We start from the raw sequence: 26,356 nt of genomic DNA on the forward strand, positions 1-26,356 counted from the left end.
GAAGAATCTGTTTATTTTTGCAGAGCTATTTATTGTAAATTTTCTTATCTTGCATTTGCGCCCAAAACCATGGAAATGAATTATTGGATAACAAAGGTTCTAGGACACGAACCAAGCGACATAACAACAGCCTTTCATTATAATCGGTATGTTTTGGATAATTTAGATGATAAAGCAGACAACAATTTATTAAAATTGCTTAATCAAAGAATTTATACATACGTTAGACGTAAAGCCACCTATTCTATTATTACAATGGATCGTTTAGAAGGTTTGATTAAAGAGCCTCGGATGTTTGATGATAATTATATTAAAACTTTGATTGTAATTAAAGATTTGATGTTGAAGGATGATTTAGAAACTTTAGCGATGGTTAGGGGATTGAATGTTAAAATTCGCAAAGCTTTTAAAGCTACATACGGATACAATTATAACTACATAAAACTTACAGAATATTTATCAATAATTTTTAATTATAAACTATAATTTTTGCTTTTTTTAAAATTTTAGTTATTGTTTAATACATTTTGAGAATATTAGAAAATATTTTATTAATAAGATATTATATAACTGATATGAAAATAGGTCTTCGTTATTTCTTTAAAAAAATTTTAAAATCTAATGATAATAGAACGATTTATATTTCTTATCTTTATGATAAGTTAGCTTCAGTTAAGCCAAAAGGAGATTGGCTTAAAATTTATTTTAAAGATTCTAAAAGAGGTAAAAAATATTTTATTCTTTTTAATAGAAATGGTTCAAATGGTAATTTTATTTCATGTAGATTTTTAAAAACAGATTGTAATTGTGGTCTTGATATTAAATTTTCTGATGGCAATTTGAATATCTTTTGTAGAAACCGGAAGTCTTTAGAATTTTTGAAATTTAAAGTTGAACATTTTTTTAGAGGTGCGTCTTATTCCAAGAATAATAATTTTGATTTAAGGCATTAAGCCAAGTTTTAAAAAATTAAGGTATTTGACAAACTGAAAGTAAGTTCTAATAATAAATTTTAAAGCTATTAAATTGGAAGGGATAGTTTTCATCTAAAGTTTGTTTTTCAATATCATCAATGTTTGAATACTTATTTCCATTTTTTAGTAATTTTTCGAATTTTTTCATTTGTTCTTTAGTATTAAAAAAAACCACAATTTCTACCCTTCCATCGTTTAGATTTTTTACAAACCCTTTTAGTCTCATATTATTTGCTATTTGCTCTGTGAAAAATCTAAAACCAACACCTTGAACTTTCCCAGAAATAAAATATTGTTGTTTATACATTATTACCTTCTTGTATAGAATTTATCCAATAGAAAAATTTTAAAATTTTTCTATTGGATTAGCTGTTTTTATATTTTATTTTTAAAATTTTACATAAGCTTGTCTATTTCCATTTTTATGTTATCGGATAATCCTCCAAATACAATTTGGACACTATTTCCCTTTTTTAATATTCCACTAGCACCCAGATTTTTGAAATAGGCATCTGATTTGACTAATTCTATTTGTTTTAGATTAACTCTTAGTCTTGATGCACATGCATCAATGTATGTAATATTATCTTTACCTCCAAGACCTTCTAATACTTTTGAAGAAGTTTCTGATAAACTTGTTTTTTCTGGACCTATGCTATCTTGTTCCATTTCTGCATCTTCTCTTCCTATTGTTTTAAGATTGAATTTCATGATTGCATATTTAAATATAAAATAAAATCCAATAAAGTAGAAGATTCCTAATATAGGAATTGCTATCCAATTTGTTTTGCTATTCCCTTGAAGTATTCCAAATAGAAACATATCTATAAATCCGCCAGAAAATGTTAGTCCCACCCCTACGTTTAAAAGGTGTGTTAAAAGATACGCTAATCCAAAAAGAGGAACGTATATAAAGTAATAAAGCGCTGGTGCTGCAAAAAGGAATGCAAATTCAAGAGGTTCTGTAATTCCTGTTAACATTGATGTAAAGCTAGCAGATAGTAATAATGAAGCTACGTTTTTTTTATTTTCGGGTTTTGATGTATGGTACATAGCAAGCGCAGCTCCAGGTAATCCGAAAATCATAACGACAAATTCTCCGCTAAAAAACCTTGTTCCTTTTGCAACTTCAAAGTGTACAGTATTAGGATCTGCAAGTTGTTTGAAGAATATATTTTGTGCTCCTGATATGAGCTCTTCATTTATTTCCAATGTCCCACCAACAGCTGTTTGCCAAAATGGCATATAAAATATATGGTGAAGTCCAAACGGAATTAAAGACCTTTTTATTGCTCCATATGCAAATGTTCCAAAAAGTCCGGATTGTTCTACAATTTTTCCGAACGAAGTCATTGCACCTTGGATAAAAGGCCAAATAAATGTTAAAAATATTCCCACTATAAACATTGTTATTGTTGTTATGATTGGTACAAATCTTGTACCCCCAAAAAATGCTAAAAATGTGGGTAGTTGAATATTATAAAATCTGTTATGAAGAAAGACAGCAATAAATCCTGCTATAAATCCCCCCATTACGCTCATTTGAAGAGAAAATATTCCAAGTACATTTGTATATTCCTGACTTTTTGCAGTTGCAGCTGTTTCAGGCATTCCTAATTCTAATAGTGCTTTTAGGCTGGCACTTTCTGGTGTGATTCCTTGTATGTATAAGATTCCATTTATAGTTTGATGCATAACTAAAAAGCCAACTACTCCCGCTAGAGCGGCTGTTCCTTTTTCTACTTTAGCAAGTCCAATTGGAATTGCTGCTGCAAACATTAAAGGCAAGTTTGCAAAAATTACCTCCCCCGTGTATTTCATAAGATAAAGTATTGAGTTTGCTACAGTTCCTTTCCCAAGCATTTCTTCTAATCCATAAGCTTGAATCATTGTTTCGTTAGTAAATGCTCCTCCGATTCCCAATAAAATTCCAGCTGCTGGTAGAAGTGCTATGGGAAGCATGAAAGCTTTTCCTATTTTTTGTAATATTGTAAATATAGATATAGATGCTGATGATGTTGTCATAATTTTCCCCTTTTTATTAAATTCAAATTAATTAATTAAAATAATTAATTTAATTAATACGCTTAATATCTTAACAAGATTTTTAGATCTTGTAAAGATTAACAACGGATAAATAATAATATTATTAAATGGTTGTTTATAAACTTTTATACTTCTAAAAAATATTAAAGATTATTTTTAATTTAATTAAATGTCATTTATTATTTAAATATCGATTGTAACTTTTATTCTCAATATAATTATTTTAAATTAAGTTTAAACCTAATAGATCGAATCAATTTGGTTTAGAATGTTGTTGTCATGCTAATTAAATTAGCATGACAACATTAAATGCCAATTAAATATTTATAGATTTCATTAGTTTTATTAGAGTAATCTATAGGTAGTTTATTGTCGCTATCTCTGATATATGGATTAGCCCCTTTTTTAATAAGTGATTTAATAAATTTTAAATCGTAATTTTTAATTATGGCACTATGAAGAGCTGTTTGAGAACTTTGATTTGTTAAATTAATGTTAAATTCTTTTGTTATTATATAATTTATAATATTTTTTGCTTTTACATTTATGGCATAAGTAAATATTGGATTGCCGTTAGAAAATATTGTATTTAATGAAAAAATATTGTTATTTTTTGCTAAAAATTCTTTAAAATCATTAAGTTTATCATTTTCAGTTAAATATTGTAGTTGTTTTTTTTTCTCCAAGTATAAACCATACTCTTTTTTAATTTTTATTGTTTTAAGAAAGTTGTCTTTATCTTCTTGTAAGTCTATGTAATAAGGGTTAGTCTCAATATTATTTTTATAATATTCTATGGGATTAGTAATATTATTTTCATCAAAATAATAAACATTTATTAGTTCTTTAAAGTGTATATTTTTATTTTCTGGGATTAGATCAAATTTAACTTCATAGTTTTCAAATTTTTTAAAGGGAATTAAATTATAATTTTGATCGTAAAAAAGCAATTCTGTTATTTGACCGTTTGTATTTTTTGTAACAGGAATAATATTTCCATTTGAATCAATACCTATTTCTGTATTTTCTCCATTTAGAATAGGTAATTTATATTTATTATAAATAGGGGTAATATTTTCTTTTATTTGTTCTATTTTTTTTTTAATTTCTGAATTTGTTGCTTTGACGTAATTTTTATAATTTGTTTGGATTTCATAAGAACTTTTGCCAATATTTTTAGAATATTTCTCAAAGCTAGCATTAAATACTGTATATAGTGGATTAAATTTTGACATCAATTCCATTCTTATTGGCACTGGAAAATTTAGTAAGTATTTTTGAAAAAATTGTTCGTTTATCTTATGTATTTCAAAAAATTCTTTTTCAAAAATATTAAAATTTTCCAATAACTGCTTTTCAGTAAAATAATAAGATAAATTTGAGCTGATTATAAAAAGAGCAAAAAAAGTTAAATAATATAAAAAGTATAAGTTTTTTAATTTCTTTCTGATTTTATTTCGTAAGTTTTTATTGAAAATTGTAAAAGATAAAAATCCAACAACAAGGTACCCAGAATATAGAAATATTTTGCTTAGCACATAATAATTCATTATATGTCCTTTTAAACTTCGTTTTTATATTATATCAAAATATTTATATAATTTTGATTTACTTTACTTTATTTTATTAAAAACATACAATTAAAGTATTAAATGAAGAAGTTTTTAATTCCTGTTTATTTTTTATTTCTTTGCGGCTGTTCAACAATTTCTTTGGTTAAAATACCAGAAAAAGATAAAATAAATTTAACTGTTTTAACATCTTTGATGAATTATCCTGATTTGAAGATTTCAAATTTTAAAACAGAAGATTACAAATATTTATATCGTTCATCTGATTTTGAAAGATTAAAAAATGTCAAGAATAGTGCTTATGTTTATGTTGATGAACCTAATTACAATAGTAATATTAATTTTATTAAGGATCTTTTTATTTATAATAAAAAATTATATGGGATACTTATTGCTTATAGTTCGACCCAAGGTGCAGCGTTTAAGGCAGAAGTTTTGTCTTATCTTGAAAAACAAAAAATTTTAAAAAATTTTTCATTAATAATAAATTTTCCAACTACTAAAAAATTTATGGATGATAAGTATTGGATTGTAATTGCAAAAAAACATTTAGATTCTCTTATTAAGAGTAAAGATTATTTAGTCTTGGCTAATGTAAAGATGGAATATATACTAAAAAAGTTTTCAATTTAAAAAAGCTTTTTACTCTAGGTCTTCAAATATTTTTTTAATTTGTTCTTTTTTTTCAATTTCATATTTTTCCAAATCAATAGCTATTGATTCTTTAATTTTATCTGTATTGTGGAGGTAGATATTATTATCTGCTTTATGCTTTGTAGTTTTAATTTTTAAAAACTTTTTACTCTTTTTTATTTTATTTATTTTGCTAAGATCATTAAGTATACTTAATTTTAAATAAATTGTATTTTCGGTTACTTGAAATTCTTTTGCTATTGCTTTTTGAGGATACTCTATAGATTTATATTTAGATAATTTTAATTTTAATGTGATTGTTGGAACTAAAATATTTGCTGCAAATATATTGGCTTCTGTTATCATTTGACTATCTTGAATATCATTGTAATAATTTTCATTTTTAGATAAATTTTTTATTTGATCTTTATGCATCAAATAATGTCCCAAGTGTTTTGCTATTGTAAATCTTTTATTTTCAAGACTCATATTTTCATTTATATATAAAGATTTTTCATTTAGTTGAATATATCCTGAAAAATCTTTATGTTTATCTTGAAAACCTATTTCAAAAATTTTAAGATCTTCTTCCATAGCAATTTTTATTATAGGAACAGGAATAAGTAATATTTTATGTTTTAATATTATATAATCCGAATAGACTTTAGAATTTGCAATATAAGAGCCAAAGTTGTTTTCATCCATTTAATATAAATACTCTCCTTTCTGTATTGTATAATATAAGTTAATTATGAAATATAGTTTTTATTTGATTTTAATAGTTTTTATTTGTTTTTCTTGCAAAATTTTGAATATTGCAGAAGACTTAGAAAAGAATTTTGAAAAAATTGAAAGAGCAGATTATTTTCTTTATTTTTATCCAGATAGTCAAATCTATATTAAAAAAGACAAATCTAGTAATAGATTTACTGTATTTTTAAATGTTATGCTAGACTCAAATTTAAATTTTACTAAAGGTTATTTAAAATTAATTCAAGATAATAAATATATCGGAAGTATTGCCATTTCTAAGGTAGTTAGTATTGGAAATTTTAAGTTTTTATACATCAATCTTAATAAAGACAATTTCACTCTTATGTTAAAAGCTTTAACCCCCTACAAAAAGCTAGTTTTTTTATTTAACAACGATTCTTTTCAAGTTTGGACTAAGGACACCTTGCAATATGATCCAAGATTTATTGATGTTAATTTCAAGAATACAAAAAATACTTTAGAATATGCATTTAAAAATAAAATTTTATAAAAAAAATAGTATATTATTGAATGATCTGAAAATTTTAAAAAAATACTTATTATTTTTTTATCTACTACAATTAACATTGTCTTGTTCTACAATTTCTTTTGACGGTATTCCTGAATTAAAAAAAGATTCTAAATATATTAAATTAATTCAAGAGAATAATAAAATTTCTTTAAGGCATTATTTTACTATTTCTAATAAGTGGAATTTAAGGTATAAAGAACCTTTATTTTTAAAAGTTGGAAATGACATAATTACTTTATTTTTATTTAATCGTCACAAACTGATTAATCAGAAATATCTGCAAACCTTTTTTAGCGTTGGAAACGATATTTCTTTAAAAGCTTATTTAAAGCTTATTAAAGCTAGAAAATTTGTTATTATAAATAGTTCTGAAAAGGTTATTAAAACTATTGTATTTTCAAACTTGCCCGACAGTGAAAATATTCTTTGTCAGAATAATATGCTTAATAAGATTAAATAGGTCTTTTAAAAGAATTAAAAGGGTATTATTATTAAAAATATTTTAAAAAAATATAAAGGAAAATTTATGGAAAAATATATAAAAGGTTTGTTTTTTCAATTTAAAAACAGTGATATTAACTATAAAAAGGAAATTTTTGCAGGTATTACTACTTTTTTGAGTATGTCATATATTATAGCCGTTAATCCAGCAATACTATCTAATACAGGGATGCCAATTGGTGCACTAGTCACTGCAACCTGTCTAACAGCAGCATTTTCTACCATATTAATGGGGCTTTACACTAATACGCCTCTAGCATTGGCTTCTGGAATGAGTGTAAATGCATTTTTTGCATTTACTGTAGTAATTGGAATGAATATTCCTTGGCCAGTTGCATTAGCTGCTGTTTTTATTGAAGGATTAATTTTCATTCTCCTATCCTTTTTAAGGGTAAGAGAGCAAATTATAAGCTCCATCCCGATAAATCTAAAATACTCTATCTCAGTTGGAATAGGTCTTTTTATTGCTTTTATTGGTTTTGTCAATGGTGGAATCATCATTAAAAATGATGCTACATTGGTTGGAATCGGGTCATTTATTGACTTAAAAGTTTTATTTACATTTTTAGGATTATTTGCTATTGCAATTTTTGAACAATTAAATGTAAGAGGAAGTATACTTTGGGCAATTAGTATAGTTACTATTACGGCTTGGATATATGCAATGTTTAACTTAGAAGGTGCCAAATCCATTGGAATACATCTTCCTAATGGAATCTTAAGATTTGAATCTATTAAACCAATATTTAATCAATTAGATTTTTCCTATGTTTTGAGCGAGCATTTCTGGACTTTTATATCAATAGTTTTTATTCTTCTATTTAATGATTTATTTGATACTGTGGGTATTTTAATAAGTGTTACAACAAAAGGTGGCATGTTGGATAAAAATGGGAAAATTCCTAATGCAAAAAAAATATTACTAGTTGATGGCATTGCTACTACTTTTGGAGCAATAATGGGAGTTTCTACTGTTACTACTTATATTGAAAGTTTTACAGGAATTGCTGAAGGTGGCAAAACGGGTCTTACTTCAATTGTAACTGGATTATTGTTTTTATTTGCAGTTTTTTTTTCACCTCTGTTTATTGCTGTTCCTGCTAGTGCCACTGCTGCTGCTTTAATATATGTGGGATTTACAATGTGTAAAGAGCTAGTAAAAATTGATTTCTATAATATTAGAGAAAATGTTTCTAGTTTTTTAATATTTTTTTTGATTCCTCTAACTTATAGTATTTCCTCAGGATTTTTTATTGGAGCAATATTTTACATTTTGGTAAATGTATCATTAAATTTTTTTAGTGAAGAAAAAATTAAGATTTCTCCTACAATGTTAATATTGTGCTTAATTTTTATTATTAAATTTGCTTATGGGTATTAATGTTTTCATTAAATTAAATTTATTCCTACATTTTGCTAGTAGATTAAATATAATGAATAGTGTTGGTTTTATTTTTGATATAAAATGAAATTTAAGGAGTAATTTATAATGAATCAATCCAAAGAAACATTATTATTTCAATTTAAAAATAACACCATTGATTATAAAAAAGAAATTATAGCGGGGATTACTACTTTTTTGAGCATGGCATACATAATAGCTGTTAATCCAGCAATATTATCTAGCACAGGTATGCCAATTGGTGCATTAGTTACTGCAACATGCTTAACATCAGCATTTTCCAGTATATTAATGGGGCTTTATACTAATACCCCTATTTCACTAGCTCCAGGCATGGGCCTTAATGCATTTTTTGCATTTTCCGTAGTAATTGGAATGAATATCCCTTGGCAAGTTGCATTAGCTGCTGTTTTTACTGAAGGACTTATTTTTATTGTATTGTCTCTGTCAAGAGCTAGAGAAAGTATTGCAAATTCTATACCAGTAAATTTAAAATACTCTATCACAGTTGGAATAGGGCTTTTTATTGCTTTTATTGGTTTTGTCAATGGTGGAATCATCATTAAAAATGATGCCACATTGGTTGGAATCGGATCATTTATTGACTTAAAAGTTTTATTTACATTTTTAGGATTATTTTTTATTGTAATTTTTGAACAATTAAATGTACGAGGAAGTATACTTTGGGCAATTTGCTCAGTTACTGCCATAGCTTGGACATATGCAATCTTTAATCCAGAAAGCGCCGTTACTGCTGGAATTCGTTTTCCAGACGGAATTTTAAGATTCGAATCTATTAAGCCAATATTTAATCAGTTGGATTTTTCCTACATATTAAACAAACATTTTTGGAGCTTTATTACAATTGTATTAGTATTGCTGTTTAACGATTTATTTGATACTTTGGGTACTTTAATAGCAGTAGCAGCAAAAAGTAATATGTTAGATAAAAATGGGAAAATTCCCAATGTTGGTAAAGTATTTTTAATTGATGCCATTTCTACTACTGTTGGAGCAATAATGGGGGTTTCTACTGTAACAGCATACATTGAAAGTTGTACGGGAATAGAAGAAGGTGGCAAAACTGGGCTTACAACAATAGTAACGGGAATAATGTTCTTTGTTGCAATATTTCTTTCTCCATTATTTATTGCTGTTCCTGCTAGCGCAACCGCCGCAGCACTAATATATGTAGGATTTTCAATGTGCAAAGAAATAATAAAAATTAATTTCTCTAATATAAGAGAAAATATTCCCAGTTTTTTAATATTTTTTTTAATTCCCTTAACATACAATATTTCTTCGGGGATCAGCATTGGAATAATATTTTATGTTTTAATCAACTTAATACTTAATTTATTAGAAAATAAAAAAAATAAAATCTCTCCAATAATGATAATACTCTGTCTAATTTTTATTATTAAATTTATTTATGGTTATTAATTGATTTGCTATTTATAAAAAAAATTTAAAATTTGCTTTATAAGAAACTAAATTTTAAATTATAAAAAAAGAATTTTTATTATCAAGATATTCCACTTACTGAATAACTTTATAAAATCTTATATAAACTACGTATTTTTAAAAAATCTGCTAAAACTATTTAAGCGTTCAAAATTAAACTTTTATAATCTCTAAATAAAACTGATAACTAATTTTTTTATATTTAATACTTAAATTCAATTTATTAACGATTATATTGAAATAAGCCTTGCTCTTAAAAATTGTTTTTAAGGTCATACATTTAATACTTATTTGACATTAATTTCTTAAATTATTGAAAATATAAAAAATAAAAAGCCAAGAAATCTTTCTTGGCTTTAATTGACTTTATTTTTCCAGTTACTTTTTTTAAAACAAATTAATCTTATAATATCGACCTAAATTAAGGTTTTTTTGGACTTTCTGCCATAACAGGACTTGTAAGCTCTTTAATTGAATTGGTTAATATTTCTTGAGCTGCCTTTGACAAGCTTTCTACTGATTTAAACAACTTTTCAAGCTCTTCAGCACCCTTAGTTTTATCCGCATTTGATTTTAAAATAGCTTTTTTTGTATCATCATCAGCAGCATCCTTTTTACCAAGCTCTGCGTGACTACCTTTTAGCTTATTAGTAAATTCTTCAGAGCATTTCTTAGCCTTTTCAATTTCTGTTTTTAATACTTCTGAATTTTTCAATCCATCTAATTTTTGTGTTATTCGGGTTGATATTGCATAAACCCCCGCCAACAATGATCCGTTCTGCCCTGCTTCATTACCTAAACCGGTATTATTATCTATTTTTTTACCGATAGCCTTAGTAGCAATTTCATCGATAGATGAAAGCAAAGTCTCAACTTCTTTCACAGCCAGTACAATTGCATTTGAATCTGTAATTTTTTTACTTATCTCTGTAAGATTAGGCCCTTTCACAGACTCATCAACAGAATCAGTAGATGTAGTTACATCTTTTCCTGAATTATTACAAGATATAAATAAAAATAAAGTCATTAATATTGCACTTAATGTATTCTTTTTCATTAATTTGTGCCTCCTTTTTATTGAATTATTAATTCAATAATTTTATTTTTTCAATTTTTTATATAAAAAAAATAATTTTTCAAGAGTAATAATTTAAATAATTTTTCAATAAATTTATTGAAAAATTATTTAAATTATTACCAACTAATCGTCTTAATTTAGCCTTAAGATTGACAGAAACAAAGATAAATATGTTACAATTGAATGGAATGGGTTTTAATAATAACAACTTTATTTATATTAAGGACTTGTATAATGAATGTTCGTGCAATACTTGTATTAGACTTTGGTTCCCAATATAGTCAGCTAATTGCAAGAAGAATTAGAGAAATTGGCGTTTATACAAAAGTAATGCCTTACTGTACCCCTTTAAAAGAAATTAAAAATATGAACATCGTAGGAATAATACTAAGTGGGGGACCCGATTCTGTTTATTCGAAAGAAGCTCCTATCTTGAACATAGAAATTTTTAATTTAAAAATACCTGTTTTAGGAATATGTTACGGGATGCAACTAATTGTTAAATTATTTGGGGGCTTAGTATCTAAAGGCTGTAAACAAGAATATGGAAGCTCTGAAATCTTTCTAAAAGATGAAAAATCTATTTTATTTTCAGAACTTCCAAAAAAATTTCAAATAATTATGAGTCATGGAGATAGTATTGAAAAAATTCCCAACAATTTCAAACAGTTAGCTTTTACAAATAATTGTATTGCTTCCATATCAAATGAAACTCAAAAAATTTATGGTCTACAATTTCACCCAGAAGTAACTCATTCTGAATTCGGTGACCAAATACTTAAAAATTTTGTTTTTAAAATTTGCCAAGCTCAACCTAATTGGTCATTAGAAAGCAATGTAGAAACTATTGTAGAAAAAATTAAACTTAAAGTAGGTAGTAAAAAGGTTATTTTAGGGCTTTCTGGTGGAACAGACTCTTTAGTTTGCGCATTACTTATAAAAAAGGCAATAAAAGAAAATTTAATCTGCGTTTTTGTAAATACTGGTTTGTTGCGTAAAAATGAAGAAAAAAAAATACTAGAATTAAAGGATCAATATGATTTAAATATAAAATATATTAATGCTTCTGCAGAATTTTTAAACCATTTGAAAAATGTAAGTGATCCTGAAGAGAAAAGAAAAATAATAGGAAAAGAATTTGTTAATATTTTTGAAAAAATTACTCTAGAATATCAAAATATAGAATATTTAGCTCAAGGAACAATTTATTCTGATGTAATTGAATCTAAATCAAAAAATAACACTTCTTCAAAAATTAAATCTCATCACAACGTGGGAGGACTTCCAGATAAAATGCGTTTAAAACTTTTGGAACCTTTGAATGAATTTTTTAAAGATGAAATAATTCAAATCGGAATAAATCTAGGCATTAAAAAAGAAGCTCTTTATAGGCACCCATTTCCAGGTCCAGGATTGGCTATAAGAATAATTGGAGAAGTAACACAAGAGAAGATAAGCATCTTGCAAGAAGCAGACAATATACTCACAGAAGAGCTTTTCATAAATGATTTATATTATAAAATAAGACAAGCATTTGTTGTATTGCTACCTGTAAAATCCGTAGGCGTAATGGGAGATCAAAGAACATATGAATACACAGCTGTCATTAGATGCGTAAATACTCAAGACTTCATGACTGCAGAATGGACTGAACTTCCTTATAATTTTTTAAAAAAAGTTTCTTCACGAATAATCAATGAAGTTAGGGGTATAAATAGAGTTTGCTATGATATCTCTTCCAAACCTCCGTCAACCATAGAATGGGAATAATAAAAACAATAAAAGGGAATTTTATGATAAATAAAATAATAAAAGAAGCTTTAACTTTTGATGATGTCTCTTTAATTCCAAGAAAATCCTCTGTATTGCCTAGTGAGGTCAGCTTAAAAACAAAATTGACAAAAAATATATCTTTAAATATACCATTTTTAAGCTCAGCTATGGATACTGTCACAGAAAGTCAAATGGCAATAGCCATTGCTATAGAAGGTGGTATCGGGATTATACATAAAAATATGTCGATAGAGAATCAAAAAAAAGAAATAGAGAAAGTAAAAACATACAAAATTCAAAAAACTATTAACACAAATAAGGGGACAAACGAACAAGTAACCGAAATGCTTGTACCAAAACAAGAGCTCAAAGCTCCCGAAATATACGGAAATGCGGAATACGCTGAAGATTTTTCTAATGCCTGCAAAGATTTGAATAATAGACTAAGAGTAGGCGCTGCTGTTTCCATTGATGTTGATACCACAGAACGAGTTGAAGAGCTTGTAAAAGCACATGTAGATTTACTTGTCATAGACTCTGCCCATGGTCATTCTACAAGAATATTAGAACTTGTCAAAACAATTAAAAACAAATATCCAAACTTAGATCTTATTGCTGGCAACATAGTAACAAAAGAAGCTGCATTAGATTTAATCAATGCAGGAGCAGACTGTTTAAAAGTAGGAATAGGTCCGGGTAGTATATGCACAACAAGAATCGTTGCGGGAGTTGGTGTTCCCCAAATAACAGCAATCTGTGATGTTTATGAAGTTTGTAAAAACACAAATATTTGCATTATAGCAGATGGCGGAATCAGGTTTTCAGGAGATGTAGTTAAAGCCATCGCAGCAGGAGCTGATAGCGTAATGATAGGCAATCTCTTTGCAGGCGCAAAAGAATCTCCTTCAGAAGAAATAATTTACAATGGAAAAAAATTCAAATCTTATGTTGGAATGGGTTCTATTTCTGCTATGAAAAGAGGCTCTAAATCAAGATATTTTCAACTTGAAAACAATGAACCTAAAAAATTAGTTCCTGAAGGAATTGAAGGAATGGTACCGTATTCTGGAAAATTAAAAGATATTTTGGCTCAATTAAAAGGCGGATTAATGTCCGGAATGGGTTACTTAGGAACAAGCACAATATCTGATTTAAAAATAAATTCTAACTTTGTAAAAATAAGCCATTCTTCATTAAAAGAATCCCATCCTCACGATGTTTTTAACATAACATAAAAAATATAATAAAAAAATATGTATCAAATTAAATAACACCTTAAAAGCAGGCAAATAATTAGGAACATAATAATTTCGCCTACTTTACAATACATTTTCTAACATTAGTGCGCTAAAAATTTACTCTATTGTAAAATAATATCTCTAAAATTAATAAGAAAAAATTCATTTCTTATTTTTATTTATAGCCAAATCAAAAGATCTGGCTATAAACTGTTTGTAATCAAAAATTAATTTTTTAAAAAATAAAATATAAATCATTTAATTGGCTTTATCTCAGATAGATTAAACCTTTCCGAAACATTTGGCTCCCAACCTTTCCACTTATCGTTCCTAAAAAGATAACTAGAAGAAGTTATATTAATAAATACACCTGGAAAATCTATTTCGGTTATTATTGCCTCTGCTTTTTTTAAAATCTTCTGTCTTTCAGAAATACTTCTTTCATGATCTGATTTTATTAAAAGTTTATCATATTCAGGATTTGAATACCCATAAGATGAAAAAGAGGTGTTTTCAGTTTTAAAGATGCTTAAAAATGTCATGGGATCCGCATAATCTCCTGACCAACCTGCCCTTATTATTTCATAATTACCATTTACCCTGCTATTTATATAAGTTGACCACTCTTCATTTTCAAGCTGAACATTAATATTTAAATTTTTTTTCCACTGATTTTGGATAAATTCAGCAATTTTTCTCTGACTATCATTTGTATTGTATTTTACTTTCAATAAAGGAAAATTTTTTCCATTAGGATACCCTGCATCTACCAAAAGTTTTTTTGCCATTTCAGCATCAAATAAGCTTAAATTGTGTTTGTAAGAGTAATCAATATAATCTGGGGTTGCTCTTCTCGTGGGGATGGAACTATCATTAAGAACGCTCTCTGTTAAAGTTTTTCTATCAATAGCAAGAGATAGTGCCTTTCTAACTTTAACATTGTCAAGTGGTTTTAATTTGGTATTTAAAGAATAAAAATAAGTTGAATTAGCACCTATTGAATAATAATCATCCCTAAGCCTGAGATCTTTAAGTAAATCTGATGGAACATTGTTAAAAATTGCATCTATTTCATCATTTAAATACATATTATAAGCTGTAATACTATTGTCTGTAGTAAAAAATATGATGTTGTCAAGAAAAACATTTTTGGATTTATAATATTTATTGTTCTTTTCAAGAACAACCTTTTCATTTAAAACTCTAGATTTCAATTTGAAAGGACCACTAACAACCATATTCTCAGGATTTGTCCAACTTTGTCCGTGCTTTTCAATAACATGTACTGGTACAGGAATGAACGTTTGATGTACTAACATATCAAGAAAATAGGGTTTTGGGGATTTTAGCGTTATTTCTAAAGTTTTTTCATCAAGAGCTTTAATTCCAAGATCAGATTCATCTACTTTTCCATCAAAATACTCTTCTGCATTTTTTATAACCGACTTAATCATGCTAACAAGAGACGCACCAGTTTCTTTATTTAAAATTCTAAGATAAGATTTTCTTATCCCTTCAGCAGTAATAGCAACTCCATCACTCCAAACAAGATTATCCCTTAAATGAAACGTATAAACCGTTCCTTCATTAGAAATATCCCAACTTTTAGCAAGTCCTGGCCTGTATCCTCCAGTTTTAGGATCTCCCTCTAAAATGCCAAGAAACATTTGACTCACAATCTTTGATCCAATCGTATCGTTTATTAACTGAGCATCTAAAGTAGCAGGCTCGCTTCCAATGTTTAGCTTAAACATCAATTTGTGCCCATCATTTTCTTTAACACAAGCAATAAATAAGATTATGTTAAAAAATAACACTGCTTTTAACTTTTTTATCAATATTTTCATACCAAGCATCCTTTATAAGTTTTTATAAATTTAAATTTTGCTTATATTTTATTATATATGAAATGTAATATCTCATTAACATCATTAAAAAACATCATTAAAAGAACTTAAACGCTTCTTAAAATAAAAACTTATAATTTATTCTTCATTAAAATGATATCTATCATATTTTGATTTTCAATATTTATCGGGATATATTCTAATTACTTTAATATTGAATTTTTTAAACCAAAATTCGTATTTTACATTGATAATTTCTTTTTTTATAAAAATGATATAATAATCCATAAAAACTAACATTTTTCTGAAAACTAAAAATTATTAAAATAAACAAAATAGTTAACCTTTTATTAAAAAAATTATAATTTTTCACTGGTTCCTCTCCAACGGTTATTCTATGTATATAAAAATAATTTTTAAATTTTTTTATTGATCTATTTAAATATTAAATTATAATTTGTAAATTGCAATTTAATATTTAACACTTCCTTTGTGGCAATAAAGTTTTTGTAAGAACTTTGTTGCTTTTAAGACATCTTTTAAAATATTAAAACGCATGAAATCTTTATTTTTACATTTTCAGTAACTTACTGTAATACTGAGCAAAAGATAAATTTGAAAATTTCATTAACAAAAAAGGAATTCTGTTTGTGTTTTTGAAATTAATTTCTTGGTTTTAAAAACCATCCACAATATTTTTGAAAAAAATATTAAATTATAGAAAAAAACTTTGTGAATCGTTTTTTAAAAAAAAATAATTATTTTATTAAAAATTGTTTGCAATGATCTAATAAAAAATATATTATTATCTTCATTAATATATAATTTTTTTACCAAAGGAGAGGGATATGGGATTATATAAAGATCAATCGAAATTTTTAAAATTGTTTGCATTTTTTTTATTAATATCTTGCGCTTCTTTAAACGTTGAGCATGATCAATTTGGAAAAACATTTAGAATATACCAAAGATTAAACAAAAACGCAGAACTTAAAGGAATTTTCAACTACAAAACAGGAATAACTAAGATTTTTTTATATACACAATTTAGAAATCATAGTATAACAGAGCAAACTCCTTTATTTTTACCGGATGGAACTAGAATTGAAGGGAAAATAAGTCATAAAAGAGATGATAACCATTTTTTTGGCAATTGGATTAATTATTCCTCATTTGCCTTGTCTAAGCCTTTATTGGAAAAAATAGTAAAAGAAGAAGATGCGTCTTATAAGAATGCTACGGTTAAAATCAAAATTGGACTAGAGGATTTAAGTTTGAAAAAATACAAAATTCTGGATTTTTTAGTAATGATTGAATCAATTGAGAATAAAGATTATACAAATTAAATATAGAATAAAATTCTGTTTTATAATAGGGTGTTTACTTGCTTTGTATAAATGTTATTTTAATAATTCTTAAAGATGACAAAGGCTACCACAAGGTAGCCAACTTATTATTCTAATCAAACAACAAGAGCGAGACATTGCATCTCAATCTATATAGATTATTATATAGTATTTTATTTTTTTGTAAAGTGTTTTTAAAATATTTTTTGAATGTATCAATATTTATAGAATATTGATACATTATTTTTTAAAATTTTCATATTTATTTTTAATGTTTGTAAGTAATTTTTGATTGTTATAATATAGCTCTTTTAGTAAAAAACTAACAAATTTGGTATTTGATTTATAAAAATTAAAGCTTTCTTCATCTTTAATTTTTAGTTTAAAGGACCTATTTAATACTTTTTTTGAATTGTCTATAATACCGTTGTTTTCTAAAATTTGCATAGCATAATGTATTCCTTTTTTTATAATTATTTCGTAATTGATTTTTCCATTGTCTATTCCTATTGCTAATTTCATATATCTATAAACTGTAGTTTTTGCCATATTATAATCTTTTATGAAATGGATAAAGCTTTTATAATTATCTATAACGTAATATTTATTATCGTTAATTTCTTTTAAAATTCGGGCTGTTTCAATTTTGTTATAAGATTCTTCTTTTATCAAAATTTTTAGTTTTTCTTTTAATTTTAAATATCTAGATTCTCTTGTTTTTTTAATTTCATCTTTATTGATCTCAACCCTTTTAACAATTTCTATTTTTTTATTTAGTTTCATATTTTATTTTATCTCCAAAGGATAATATCAAAATAGTTCCATATGGAACTAATAGTTCCATATGGAACTATTTTGATATTATCCTTAAAAAATTTTCAAGTATATTTTCATAGGCTTTATAATAGTCTTCATTAAAGTTAAAATTTTCTCTATAAAAAATAGTTTTACGTAAATTGTCTCTCTTGGGTACACTTCCTAAAAATTTGTCTTTATATTCATATTCGATAAAATTTTTAAGTTCTTTATCAATATTTTGTCTTTCAATAAATTTGGTTATTAAATAAAATATTGGTAAATCTTGTCTAAAAAGATCTTGCAATCTACTTGTTATTAGATCTAAACTTTCAATTGCCCATTGGTCAGTTGTTAATGGTATAATTAAATAGTCTGTAACTATTAGGCTGTTGTTAAGTAAGCTTCCTAATGTAGGTGCTGTATCCATTATTATAAAATCGTATTTATTTTGAATGAAGCTTAAAAAGATTTTTAGCAAATTTTCTTTTAGTGAAACACTTTCTTCATTAAACCTACTTAGGTTTATATGACTGGCTATGAAATCTATTTTGTCATTAATTTTAATTGTTGAATTTTCTATGTCTATTTCTTTTTTAAAGACTTTATATATGTTAATGTCTTTTGGGTTAAAATTTTTTTTCTTTATGATTTTAATATAAAAGCTTGTACTGCTTGCTTGTGGATCCAAGTCTATTAATAATGTCTTATTATTTTTTTTTGAAAGTATATTTGTGAACATTAATGCTGTGGTACTTTTTCCTACTCCCCCTTTGATTGATGCTATTGTTATTATTTTTGGTTTTTTTGTATCCAATTTAATATTCCCCTATTGATTTCATATTTTTTACCGTAAAATTTGTGTATTTCTTTTTCGATTTTTAAAGTTCTTTCTAAAAGAGATTTGTAAAATACTTTATTTTTATTTACATTTTTGGTGAATATGTATAAGCTTCTTATATAGCAAAAAACACTGCCTTTTTTAAACCTGAATTCTGTATAAAATATTTTTTTTAATCGCACAGTTTTTTTTGTTCCTTTTTCTGAATAATTTATGATAAATGGTTTTGAAAGATTTATAAAACCATAAAATATCCCTATAAATTTATCGTTTTCTTTTATTGAAAATAAATGAAAACTTTCATATTTTTTATTGTTAAATACATTCCTGAGACACAACCAAAATTTACCTTTTTTAGGTTTTGCTTCAAAATTATTTATCATACTAAAGATTTTAGTATGATAAATAATTTTGTTTTCTGATTGTTCAATTTTGTTAAAAAATTTTTTTTTAATTTCTTTGTTTTCCATTAACTTTTTTGACCTTGTTTTATGATTTTTTTATCATATTTTTGGTTTTCTATTAGATTTTTCATTAGTACAATAGCATTTTTTATATTGTTTGGTGTTTGAATTTGTGGATTTTTTTCAAATTTTATTTTATTTTCCATTTTGAATTTTTTTATAAGTTTATTAAAGTCTGTGTTTTTAAATTTTTTTGCCATAAACCATACTTTATTTTTCCTTTTTTCTAAGTTTTTTTTAAAAAACCTTACAATTTTTGTTTCTTCGTATTCATATAATTCTTCCATAAAGTCTTTCAAATTCCATAGTGAGTTTTTGTAACTTGTTATGTTTTTTGTTATTTGCTTTATTTCTTCTAAATTTATTTTTTTTGATTTATTTATGATTTCTTTTTCTAGAAAGTTTATTGTTTTTTTTATGTTTTGTTTTTTATTAAAACGTTTAGAATTCTTATAGTTTTTACTTATATTATTACTTAATACATGTGAAGTTATTTGATATGAAATTTTATAGTTTTGAGATTCTTCAACTATTTTAAATTTTTTTAGTTCCTTATTTTTTGATTTTTCAAGTTTAATTTTTTTATTAATAAAATAAGCTGTACTTATAATTTTTTTAGCAAATTTCTCAAGAGCTTTGTTTATTGTATAGTAAGTAAAGCTTCCATTGTTTTTTCCAAGCGGATTGAAATGACTTTTAATTAATCCTAAATTTTCAAAAATTTTTATGTCATTTTGGATTGTTCTTTTAGTAACTTTTTTAAAACCTTTTTTTTCCAATATAGAATTCGTCATTACCACAACATTGCTTAGAGAATATTTTTTTTTGGATATGAAATAGTTAACACTTAGTTTTTGGATTACCCAAAATATTTTCAATCTTCTGTCTACTACTTTATTGAAAGGTATTTTAGTAGTTGTTAATTGATACATTTAATCTCCTATCGTTTGATCTTTTATTGCATTAAGCATTGCAATAAATAATAATACACTTACTAAAAAAAGTAAAGTTTTATTGGGGAATTTACAATCAAGTAGACATATATTTTATCTTATAGAATTTTGTCTACTTGATTGTAAATTTTTTATACAATGATCCACTTCTTTTAAAAATTTTAGAAGAAGTGGTTTATATATTTCAAATGTGAATTCCCCTTTTTCCCCATAAGATTTTAATTTTAAAGTAATATCTTTTTCAATGTTTTTTGTCAGTTCGATTATTTTTTGGGGACTTAATACTATATTTAATGTTTCTTTTATTGTTTTTGAATCTTTTAAAGTTCTCATGGGAGGCTCAATTTTTAATTTTCTGTCATTTTCATCATAAATGGAGTTTAAAAAGCGTAATTGATCAGAGTATAGGCTTAAATTTAGAAAAAGAATATTTAAATTTTCACAGGGATAATAATTTGCTATAACAAATGTTTCGTAAGTTTCTGCAGGTGTGCTATATTTTTCAAATAATTTTGGAATTTTCATACTGTAGATGTAATAATCTTCTATTTCATTATATTCTGTTTTAAGCTCTGTTTTTTCAATTTCGATTTTTCTATTATCAATACGTTTTTGTAATATATTTTTAGCTATTTTAGCTTCCTTATCAAAATCTGTTAAATATTCTAAAACATAGTCCTTATTGAATTTTGTGCTGTGCGATACATTCCAATTGTCTTGAAAGTCAATGTTAATGTATTTCCCTATACTTTTATCATAAATATGGGTTAATAGATCTCTTGAATTAGTTAGTGAAATACTAATAATACTTATATTAAAGTTGGATTTTATTTTAAGCTCTGCTTTATATTTGAAATAATTAATTTTTTCTTCATTTATCAAAATACTTTCGGGATTTATTTGCAATCCCTTTTTTTTGATGTAAATATTGATTTTAAAATTTTCTTTTTCTGTTAAAGGGTTATATACCCCCACAATAGATATTTTATTGTCATAATTTCTGCTTATTATTGAATCTTCTTGAAATTTTATTTTTCCTAATTTATGATTTGTATCGTGTAGATTGAAATTACCATTTGAGATGGATTTGCAACTTAAAATTAGTAAAAATAAGGAAATGGTTTTTAGGTATTTCATTTTTTATTCCTTGAGTGCTTTTATATAAATGTAATTCTAGTGCAATAATTACATTCTTTTTGATTTTAATTATTGAAGAATTTGTTATACTTTTTATGTAAGCTTTTTATTAATATTAGTATATTTTGTGAGAAATCTTATATGAAAATAAAAAATAATTTTCTTTTTACCTTTATTCTTTTTTTATTTTCATGTAATATTAGCGCTCATTCAATTTTTATTAAATCTTTAGATGAAGCAATAAAAATTGAAATTGGTTTATATGAATCATTAGGAAATGGCAAATTTAAAACCGGTATTCATGCTAAGGATTTCTTTGCTTCTATTAAAGATATTAGTTATTATTCTTATTTTTTTATTTTAGACAAATTTAGCAATAATATTGTAATAAAATTGATTTTAAGTTCTAAAAAAGAAGGTTTATTAACCTATGATTTTGGTATTTTTTTTGATCATAAATTTAAATTAACAATTTCTAAGTTAAATTCAAATGAACCTGAATTTAACGTTATTAACAGTTTCGATAAAAAAATTGCTTTAAAAAATAATATCAATAGCAATATCCAAAATATTGCCACTATTATTTTAAATTTGGATGACATAAAAGCTATTAATCGGGACTTTGAGCTTAAAAATCATATTGAAGACCTTAATTCCACCACTAATGAGTTTATATATTTTTTTAACAGTTCTAAAAATATTGATTTAAAAGAGTCTTACATTACTGTTTATTATTATGTTCTTAAAGCAATTGAGAAATTTTTACAATAAACAAACTTTTATTAGGGCATTTATTTATTTTCTACTATTTTGAATTTTTCCCAAGGTTCTATTTTTTCAAGTAGATATATTTCATCATCAACTATTTTCCCAACTACGTTTGTAAGGCCATTATTTGGAGTATCTTTTAATGATATTTGAAGTTCTCCTGCATAACCTAAATATTTTGAAGAATCTATTAAGATGTCCCCCTTTTTGATTTCATTTGGGGAATGCACAGGAAATTTTTTATCATTGTAGTATACTCTTGGCATAGTTGATCGAATTCTATAGGAATTAATGTCTCCTCTGTTAAAATGTAAATTTTCAAGCATTATTTCTTTTTCCACTAAAGTTGCTTTTGGATTTATGTTTGCTTTGATTTCTAAAATATTCCTGTTTACTTTTGATACTTTTTTTAGTTCTGATTCACTTGGGAAACAATTAGAAATTAGGACAGTATCTATTCCTTCTTTGAAAAGATCTTTTGTCTGGGTTTCTATATCTTTAGATCTGTGCGATTCTAGTGTGGGAACTCCTTCTTTTTCTTTTCCGCGTGCGCATTCTTCTGCATGATTAGAACTAATAAATGCAGCTGTTGGGATTGAATAATGTTTAAATATTTTTGTTGTTTCTTTAAAGAAAGTTCTTGAAAGTCCTGTATATTTGTGGGGATAAAAATTATGACATCCAAGCAAATTTTTTATATTAGGTTTAAAATACATTATTGTGTCAATATGTTTATTTATATTGCTTATATTAAGTTGAATCTTAAGGTCAGAATCATTAAAAGTCATTAATGATTCTTCTATGCCTGTAAATGTATTGTCTAATCTAATTGCCCAAGCACCAAGTCTTTTGAAATAATCTAGTTTTGAACAATTCCTAAGATCTGAAAGATCGATTTCCAATTCTTTGAAAATTTGAGGACTTACATCAACAATAGGTTTCATTCCGTTTTTATTTGCAATGTTTAGCAATTCTTTAAACATGTCAAATTCATTTCCGTTAATATATAGTAAAGAGGTAAATACTTGAGTAAATCCAAAATGAGCACTTTTCTCAATGTATTCAATAATTTTATTTTTATTGCTTACATTAGGGTATATGGATATTCCAATTTCTTTCATTTTAACCTCTTCAAGAAGAACTTTTATTATTAAATGCGTTAATTGCCACTTGTAATACTTTTTCTCCGTTCATTGTTCCATAATCGATTGTGTTAATTATTTCGATTGGAATTCCTTTAGGTTTTGTGATTTCTTCAAGTCTTTTTTTATTAAATCTTGATTGTGGTGCAAGTAAAACAACGTCAAAGCGGTCAACAACTTCTTCAAGTCGTGTTTCAGCAATAGCTTCAATTTTTGCATCTATATTATTTGCTTTAGCATGCTTTTCAATTCTTTGTACCATCATACTTGTGGACATTCCAGCTCCACATACAAGTAGTATGTTCATATTTTCTCCTATTTTTTTATTTCATTTATTATTTTATAAACATTGATTAATTCTTCAAAAATGCTTAATTCTGAAATTGCAGACATTAAATGATCTTCAGCATGAATTAAAATAAAAGGTATTTTAATAGAGTTTGGATTAGTAGTTGACTGTTGTATTATTTCTCTGTGTGTTTCATGGGCCTTTGAAATAGAGTTTTTACTTTCTTGTATGGCAAGTTCTGCTTTTTCATAGTCTTTGTTTTTAGCATGTTCCAAAGCTTCTCTTAGAAAGCTTTTAGCTTCACCGGAGTAAGCTACAACAGGCATACTTATGTTATCTATTAATTCTTCTATGCTATATATTTTTTTATTCATATATAAAATATACTCCTTTTATTTATAAATCAATAATTAATATTTTTTAAATAAATTTTATAATATATTATATTATAAGATTTATTTAAAACAAATAATTTTATTTTAAATATATCCCAGTAAGAATTTTTTGATATAATGATTATCAATTGAGTTATATTAGACTTAATATTACAAGTCGTTAGTTATAACTTTTAATTAGTTTTTTTTGGAGGATTATTTGCATGAATTTTCAAGATTTTATTGAAACTACTTTAGTTCCTATTGCTAGTAAAATTGGTTCAAATAGATATTTAATTGCTTTAAGAGATGGTTTTACTTTTTCTATGCCTTTTTTGATAGTTGGTTCTTTTATTTTGCTTTTAGTTAATTTGCCATTTACAGATTCTCAAACATTGTTGTATCAGCAGTGGTATGTTGATTTAATGGCTAAATATAAAGGAAATCTTGTTCAGCCATTTTATGTAAGTATGGGAATTATGTCCATATTTGTTGTTTTTGGTATTGGGTATAATTTATCTAATCATTATAAACTTAGTGGAATTACAGGGGGATTTTTATCTCTTTATACATTTTTAATTTTAGCTGGACAATCAGATTGGATACCTTACGGTGGGGATACTGATAAATGGGGAATTCAACCCAATGCATGGTTTCCTGTAATTGATGCGAGATATTTTAGTGCTCAAGGGATATTTACGGCTATTATTTCTGCTATTTTTTCTGTTGAAGTTTATAAATTTTTAGTGCAAAGGAATATGGCAATTAAACTTCCAGAGTCTGTTCCTCCTGCTGTTTTAAAATCTTTTGAAGCTTTGGTGCCTGTTATTGTACTTTCAATTGTAGCGCAAAGTGTTAATGTTGCTATTCAAAGTTCGGTAGGAAGCCTTTTCCCTGAAATAATTATGAGTATGTTTAGACCTGTTTTGCAAATTAGTGATACTTTAGTTGGGACTTTAATGATTTCTTTTATTGTTCATGTATTATGGTTTTGTGGTCTTCATGGTACTAATGTTATTATTGCTCTGCTTAATCCTATAATTTTGACAAATCTTGATTCTAATATTAGAGCTCTTTCTGACAATCTTCCACTTCCCCATATTTTAGCGGGGGGATTTCTTGATTCGTTTGTATATATTGGTGGTAGTGGTGCAACTTTAGGCCTTGCTATTGCTATGATGCTTAGTAAATCTCAACATTTAAAGGCCATGGGTAGGCTTTCATTTGCGCCTGGTCTTTTTAACATCAATGAACCTATTATGTTTGGGGCGCCAATAGTTTTAAATCCTATATTAGGTATTCCCTTTTTACTTATTCCTATGTTTAATATAATTGTTGCATATACTCTTACTAATTTTGGAATTATTGAAAGGGTCAGAACTTTGACTCCATGGACAACCCCTGCTCCGATTGCGGCTTTTTTTTCTACAGGGCTTGATATTAAAGCGTTTGTTTTGGTTGTACTATTATTAATTATTTCGGTATTTATGTATTTGCCCTTTATAAAAGCATATGATAAAGTTCTGCTTTTACAGGAAAAAGAGTAGCAAATTTTTTTAAATTGCTATTGTAAAACTTGTGATAAAAATATCAAAAGAGCTATTTATAAATAGCTCTTTTTTAGGCAATAAAAATTTATTTAATAATTTAAATTTTATTCTCTTGTGTTTTAAATCAATGAAAAGATTGGTTGGCATGAGTGGCATTGCTTTGGTGAGTTTTATTTAGTTTGGTACAATATTGCATTATTTAATCTAATCTATATAGATAACCTTTTGGAAAATCAGAAATTTTTTACTTAGTTAAAAATTTTAAACTTGGTATAATTGAATTAATATGCCTCCAAAAGTGAAGATAAAAAATGATTTTGAAATATTTAGAAAAGAGCTAGAAACTATATATACTAAATATCTCAATAATGAATTTTCGTATTTAAAAGTGAAAGAAAAAATAAAAATTCTTGCCGAAAATCATAAAGCTATTCTTTTTAGAAAAGATAAATTTACAAATCGTTCAATAATTTTAAATCTTTCGAAAACTCGTAAAATAATCAAAGAATATATTAATCTTTCAGTAATTGAAAAGATTAAAAGAGATAATACTTTTTTATTTTTTTGGAAATCGAAAAAAATAAAAGAATTAAAAAATATAGGAATTAAAGATCAGAAAAAAATAGAAGAGTTAATATTTTTAAATCAAATTAATAATGAGAGGCTCTATTTTCAATATTTTATAGATTTGTTTGTAACTCCAAAATGGTTAAATGATTATGCTCATAAATATAAAATTGAAAAAATCAATAGTTATAGGAAAGAACAGATATTTGTTAAAATTAATTTCAATACTTATATTGAAATGATTAAACTTTTATTAAATCAGAACCGAGATGTTAGATTGAAATTTTATGGAGTTTTAATGGCAATAGGGCGTCGTCC

25 protein-coding genes and 2 pseudogenes are annotated in these 26,356 nt (G+C 25.7%); 13 read left to right on the forward strand and 14 right to left on the reverse strand.

The features are described 5' to 3' along the window. Positions 1 to 486: pseudogene (gene resT, locus HNP68_RS04920) on the forward strand (telomere resolvase ResT); the annotation flags it as partial. An 89-nt stretch (positions 487 to 575) separates the two neighbouring features. After that, on the forward strand, positions 576 to 953 hold the full coding sequence (locus HNP68_RS04925) for a hypothetical protein (RefSeq protein WP_235684942.1): 378 nt from the start codon (positions 576 to 578) through the stop codon (positions 951 to 953). A 46-nt stretch (positions 954 to 999) separates the two neighbouring features. Here the strand turns inward: HNP68_RS04925 and HNP68_RS04930 are convergent, their stop codons facing one another. The 3 genes from HNP68_RS04930 to HNP68_RS04940 all read right to left on the reverse strand — a co-directional run bounded on the left by HNP68_RS04930 (position 1,000) and on the right by HNP68_RS04940 (position 4,570). Next, positions 1,000 to 1,281 carry an acylphosphatase gene (locus HNP68_RS04930; RefSeq protein WP_183221053.1) on the reverse strand — a complete coding sequence of 94 codons (282 nt, stop codon included), beginning with the start codon at positions 1,279 to 1,281 and terminating at the stop codon, positions 1,000 to 1,002. Positions 1,282 to 1,370: 89 nt separating this feature from the next. Further along, the gene (locus HNP68_RS04935; RefSeq protein WP_183221055.1) at positions 1,371 to 2,999 is read right to left on the reverse strand and encodes a PTS transporter subunit EIIC; all 1,629 of its coding nucleotides are present in this window, start codon (positions 2,997 to 2,999) and stop codon (positions 1,371 to 1,373) included. A 326-nt stretch (positions 3,000 to 3,325) separates the two neighbouring features. Beyond that, entirely contained in the window at positions 3,326 to 4,570 is a 1,245-nt protein-coding gene (locus HNP68_RS04940; protein ID WP_183221058.1) for an ankyrin repeat domain-containing protein, read from the reverse strand. 102 nt (positions 4,571 to 4,672) lie between these two features. On the opposite strand from HNP68_RS04940, the gene HNP68_RS04945 reads away from it, so the two are divergent. Further along, positions 4,673 to 5,224 (forward strand): hypothetical protein, encoded by a 552-nt coding sequence (locus HNP68_RS04945; protein WP_183221061.1) that lies wholly within the window; start codon positions 4,673 to 4,675, stop codon positions 5,222 to 5,224. A gap of 9 nt (positions 5,225 to 5,233) precedes the next feature. On the opposite strand, the gene HNP68_RS04950 is transcribed toward HNP68_RS04945, so the two are convergent. Further along, a complete protein-coding gene (locus HNP68_RS04950; protein WP_183221063.1) occupies positions 5,234 to 5,929 on the reverse strand; it encodes an ImmA/IrrE family metallo-endopeptidase in 696 nt (231 codons plus the stop codon). A gap of 46 nt (positions 5,930 to 5,975) precedes the next feature. On the opposite strand from HNP68_RS04950, the gene HNP68_RS04955 reads away from it, so the two are divergent. The 4 genes from HNP68_RS04955 (at position 5,976) to HNP68_RS04970 (ending at position 9,855) form a co-directional block, all read left to right on the forward strand. After that, entirely contained in the window at positions 5,976 to 6,488 is a 513-nt protein-coding gene (locus tag HNP68_RS04955) for a hypothetical protein (RefSeq protein WP_183221066.1), read from the forward strand. After that, the gene (locus HNP68_RS04960) at positions 6,463 to 6,969 is read left to right on the forward strand and encodes a hypothetical protein (protein ID WP_183221069.1); all 507 of its coding nucleotides are present in this window, start codon (positions 6,463 to 6,465) and stop codon (positions 6,967 to 6,969) included. The genes HNP68_RS04955 and HNP68_RS04960 overlap by 26 nt, the downstream gene beginning before the upstream one ends. 66 nt (positions 6,970 to 7,035) lie before the next feature. Further along, positions 7,036 to 8,391: an NCS2 family permease gene (locus tag HNP68_RS04965; RefSeq protein WP_183221071.1), complete on the forward strand. Its 1,356-nt coding sequence runs from the start codon at positions 7,036 to 7,038 to the stop codon at positions 8,389 to 8,391. A 108-nt stretch (positions 8,392 to 8,499) separates the two neighbouring features. Further along, entirely contained in the window at positions 8,500 to 9,855 is a 1,356-nt protein-coding gene (locus HNP68_RS04970; protein WP_183221074.1) for an NCS2 family permease, read from the forward strand. Positions 9,856 to 10,297: 442 nt separating this feature from the next. On the opposite strand, the gene ospC is transcribed toward HNP68_RS04970, so the two are convergent. Beyond that, positions 10,298 to 10,933, reverse strand: a complete 636-nt coding sequence (ospC, locus tag HNP68_RS04975) for an outer surface protein OspC (protein WP_183221077.1) — start codon at positions 10,931 to 10,933, stop codon at positions 10,298 to 10,300. A 255-nt stretch (positions 10,934 to 11,188) separates the two neighbouring features. On the opposite strand from ospC, the gene guaA reads away from it, so the two are divergent. Both guaA and guaB read left to right on the forward strand, forming a co-directional pair. Next, complete coding sequence (guaA, locus tag HNP68_RS04980; RefSeq protein ID WP_183221079.1) at positions 11,189 to 12,724, forward strand: glutamine-hydrolyzing GMP synthase; 1,536 nt, start codon at positions 11,189 to 11,191, stop codon at positions 12,722 to 12,724. Positions 12,725 to 12,747: 23 nt separating this feature from the next. Beyond that, positions 12,748 to 13,962 carry an inosine-5'-monophosphate dehydrogenase gene (gene guaB, locus HNP68_RS04985; RefSeq protein WP_183221081.1) on the forward strand — a complete coding sequence of 405 codons (1,215 nt, stop codon included), beginning with the start codon at positions 12,748 to 12,750 and terminating at the stop codon, positions 13,960 to 13,962. Positions 13,963 to 14,219: 257 nt separating this feature from the next. On the opposite strand, the gene HNP68_RS04990 is transcribed toward guaB, so the two are convergent. Further along, on the reverse strand, positions 14,220 to 15,812 hold the full coding sequence (locus HNP68_RS04990) for a peptide ABC transporter substrate-binding protein (protein ID WP_183221083.1): 1,593 nt from the start codon (positions 15,810 to 15,812) through the stop codon (positions 14,220 to 14,222). 848 nt (positions 15,813 to 16,660) lie between these two features. On the opposite strand from HNP68_RS04990, the gene HNP68_RS04995 reads away from it, so the two are divergent. Further along, the gene (locus HNP68_RS04995) at positions 16,661 to 17,158 is read left to right on the forward strand and encodes an oligopeptide permease-like protein (RefSeq protein WP_183221086.1); all 498 of its coding nucleotides are present in this window, start codon (positions 16,661 to 16,663) and stop codon (positions 17,156 to 17,158) included. 240 nt (positions 17,159 to 17,398) lie between these two features. Here HNP68_RS04995 and HNP68_RS05000 read toward each other — a convergent pair whose 3' ends face one another. The 5 genes from HNP68_RS05000 to HNP68_RS05020 form a co-directional block, all read right to left on the reverse strand. Further along, positions 17,399 to 17,941: a chromosome replication/partitioning protein gene (locus HNP68_RS05000; RefSeq protein WP_183221088.1), complete on the reverse strand. Its 543-nt coding sequence runs from the start codon at positions 17,939 to 17,941 to the stop codon at positions 17,399 to 17,401. A 67-nt stretch (positions 17,942 to 18,008) separates the two neighbouring features. Next, the gene (locus tag HNP68_RS05005) at positions 18,009 to 18,770 is read right to left on the reverse strand and encodes a ParA family protein (protein ID WP_183221090.1); all 762 of its coding nucleotides are present in this window, start codon (positions 18,768 to 18,770) and stop codon (positions 18,009 to 18,011) included. Continuing rightward, positions 18,746 to 19,264, reverse strand: a complete 519-nt coding sequence (locus tag HNP68_RS05010) for a DUF226 domain-containing protein (protein WP_183221092.1) — start codon at positions 19,262 to 19,264, stop codon at positions 18,746 to 18,748. The genes HNP68_RS05005 and HNP68_RS05010 overlap by 25 nt, the downstream gene beginning before the upstream one ends. Further along, positions 19,264 to 20,190, reverse strand: a complete 927-nt coding sequence (locus HNP68_RS05015; protein WP_183221094.1) for a plasmid maintenance protein — start codon at positions 20,188 to 20,190, stop codon at positions 19,264 to 19,266. Before HNP68_RS05015 ends, HNP68_RS05010 begins: the two co-directional genes overlap by 1 nt. Before the next feature lie 114 nt (positions 20,191 to 20,304). Then, positions 20,305 to 21,348, reverse strand: coding sequence for a hypothetical protein (locus HNP68_RS05020; RefSeq protein ID WP_183221096.1), 1,044 nt, complete (start codon positions 21,346 to 21,348; stop codon positions 20,305 to 20,307). 141 nt (positions 21,349 to 21,489) lie between these two features. Here HNP68_RS05020 and HNP68_RS05025 point away from each other — a divergent pair, with 141 nt between their 5' ends. Continuing rightward, positions 21,490 to 22,119 (forward strand): hypothetical protein, encoded by a 630-nt coding sequence (locus tag HNP68_RS05025; RefSeq protein WP_183221098.1) that lies wholly within the window; start codon positions 21,490 to 21,492, stop codon positions 22,117 to 22,119. A 20-nt stretch (positions 22,120 to 22,139) separates the two neighbouring features. Here the strand turns inward: HNP68_RS05025 and HNP68_RS05030 are convergent, their stop codons facing one another. From HNP68_RS05030 to HNP68_RS05040, 3 genes are read right to left on the reverse strand one after another with little or no spacing between them, the layout of a single operon-like run. After that, on the reverse strand, positions 22,140 to 23,237 hold the full coding sequence (locus HNP68_RS05030; RefSeq protein WP_183221100.1) for a DUF871 domain-containing protein: 1,098 nt from the start codon (positions 23,235 to 23,237) through the stop codon (positions 22,140 to 22,142). 10 nt (positions 23,238 to 23,247) lie between these two features. Beyond that, positions 23,248 to 23,565 (reverse strand): PTS sugar transporter subunit IIB, encoded by a 318-nt coding sequence (locus HNP68_RS05035; protein WP_183221102.1) that lies wholly within the window; start codon positions 23,563 to 23,565, stop codon positions 23,248 to 23,250. 8 nt (positions 23,566 to 23,573) lie between these two features. Further along, on the reverse strand, positions 23,574 to 23,921 hold the full coding sequence (locus HNP68_RS05040; RefSeq protein WP_183221104.1) for a PTS sugar transporter subunit IIA: 348 nt from the start codon (positions 23,919 to 23,921) through the stop codon (positions 23,574 to 23,576). Positions 23,922 to 24,145: 224 nt separating this feature from the next. Between HNP68_RS05040 and celB the strand changes: the two genes are divergently transcribed. Continuing rightward, entirely contained in the window at positions 24,146 to 25,468 is a 1,323-nt protein-coding gene (celB, locus tag HNP68_RS05045) for a PTS cellobiose transporter subunit IIC (protein WP_183221106.1), read from the forward strand. Positions 25,469 to 25,757: 289 nt separating this feature from the next. Further along, positions 25,758 to 26,356, forward strand: a pseudogene (gene resT / locus HNP68_RS05050) (telomere resolvase ResT); the annotation flags it as partial.

This window comes from Borreliella yangtzensis (genome assembly GCF_014201775.1).
GTDB classification, from domain to species: Bacteria; Spirochaetota; Spirochaetia; order Borreliales; family Borreliaceae; genus Borreliella; species Borreliella yangtzensis.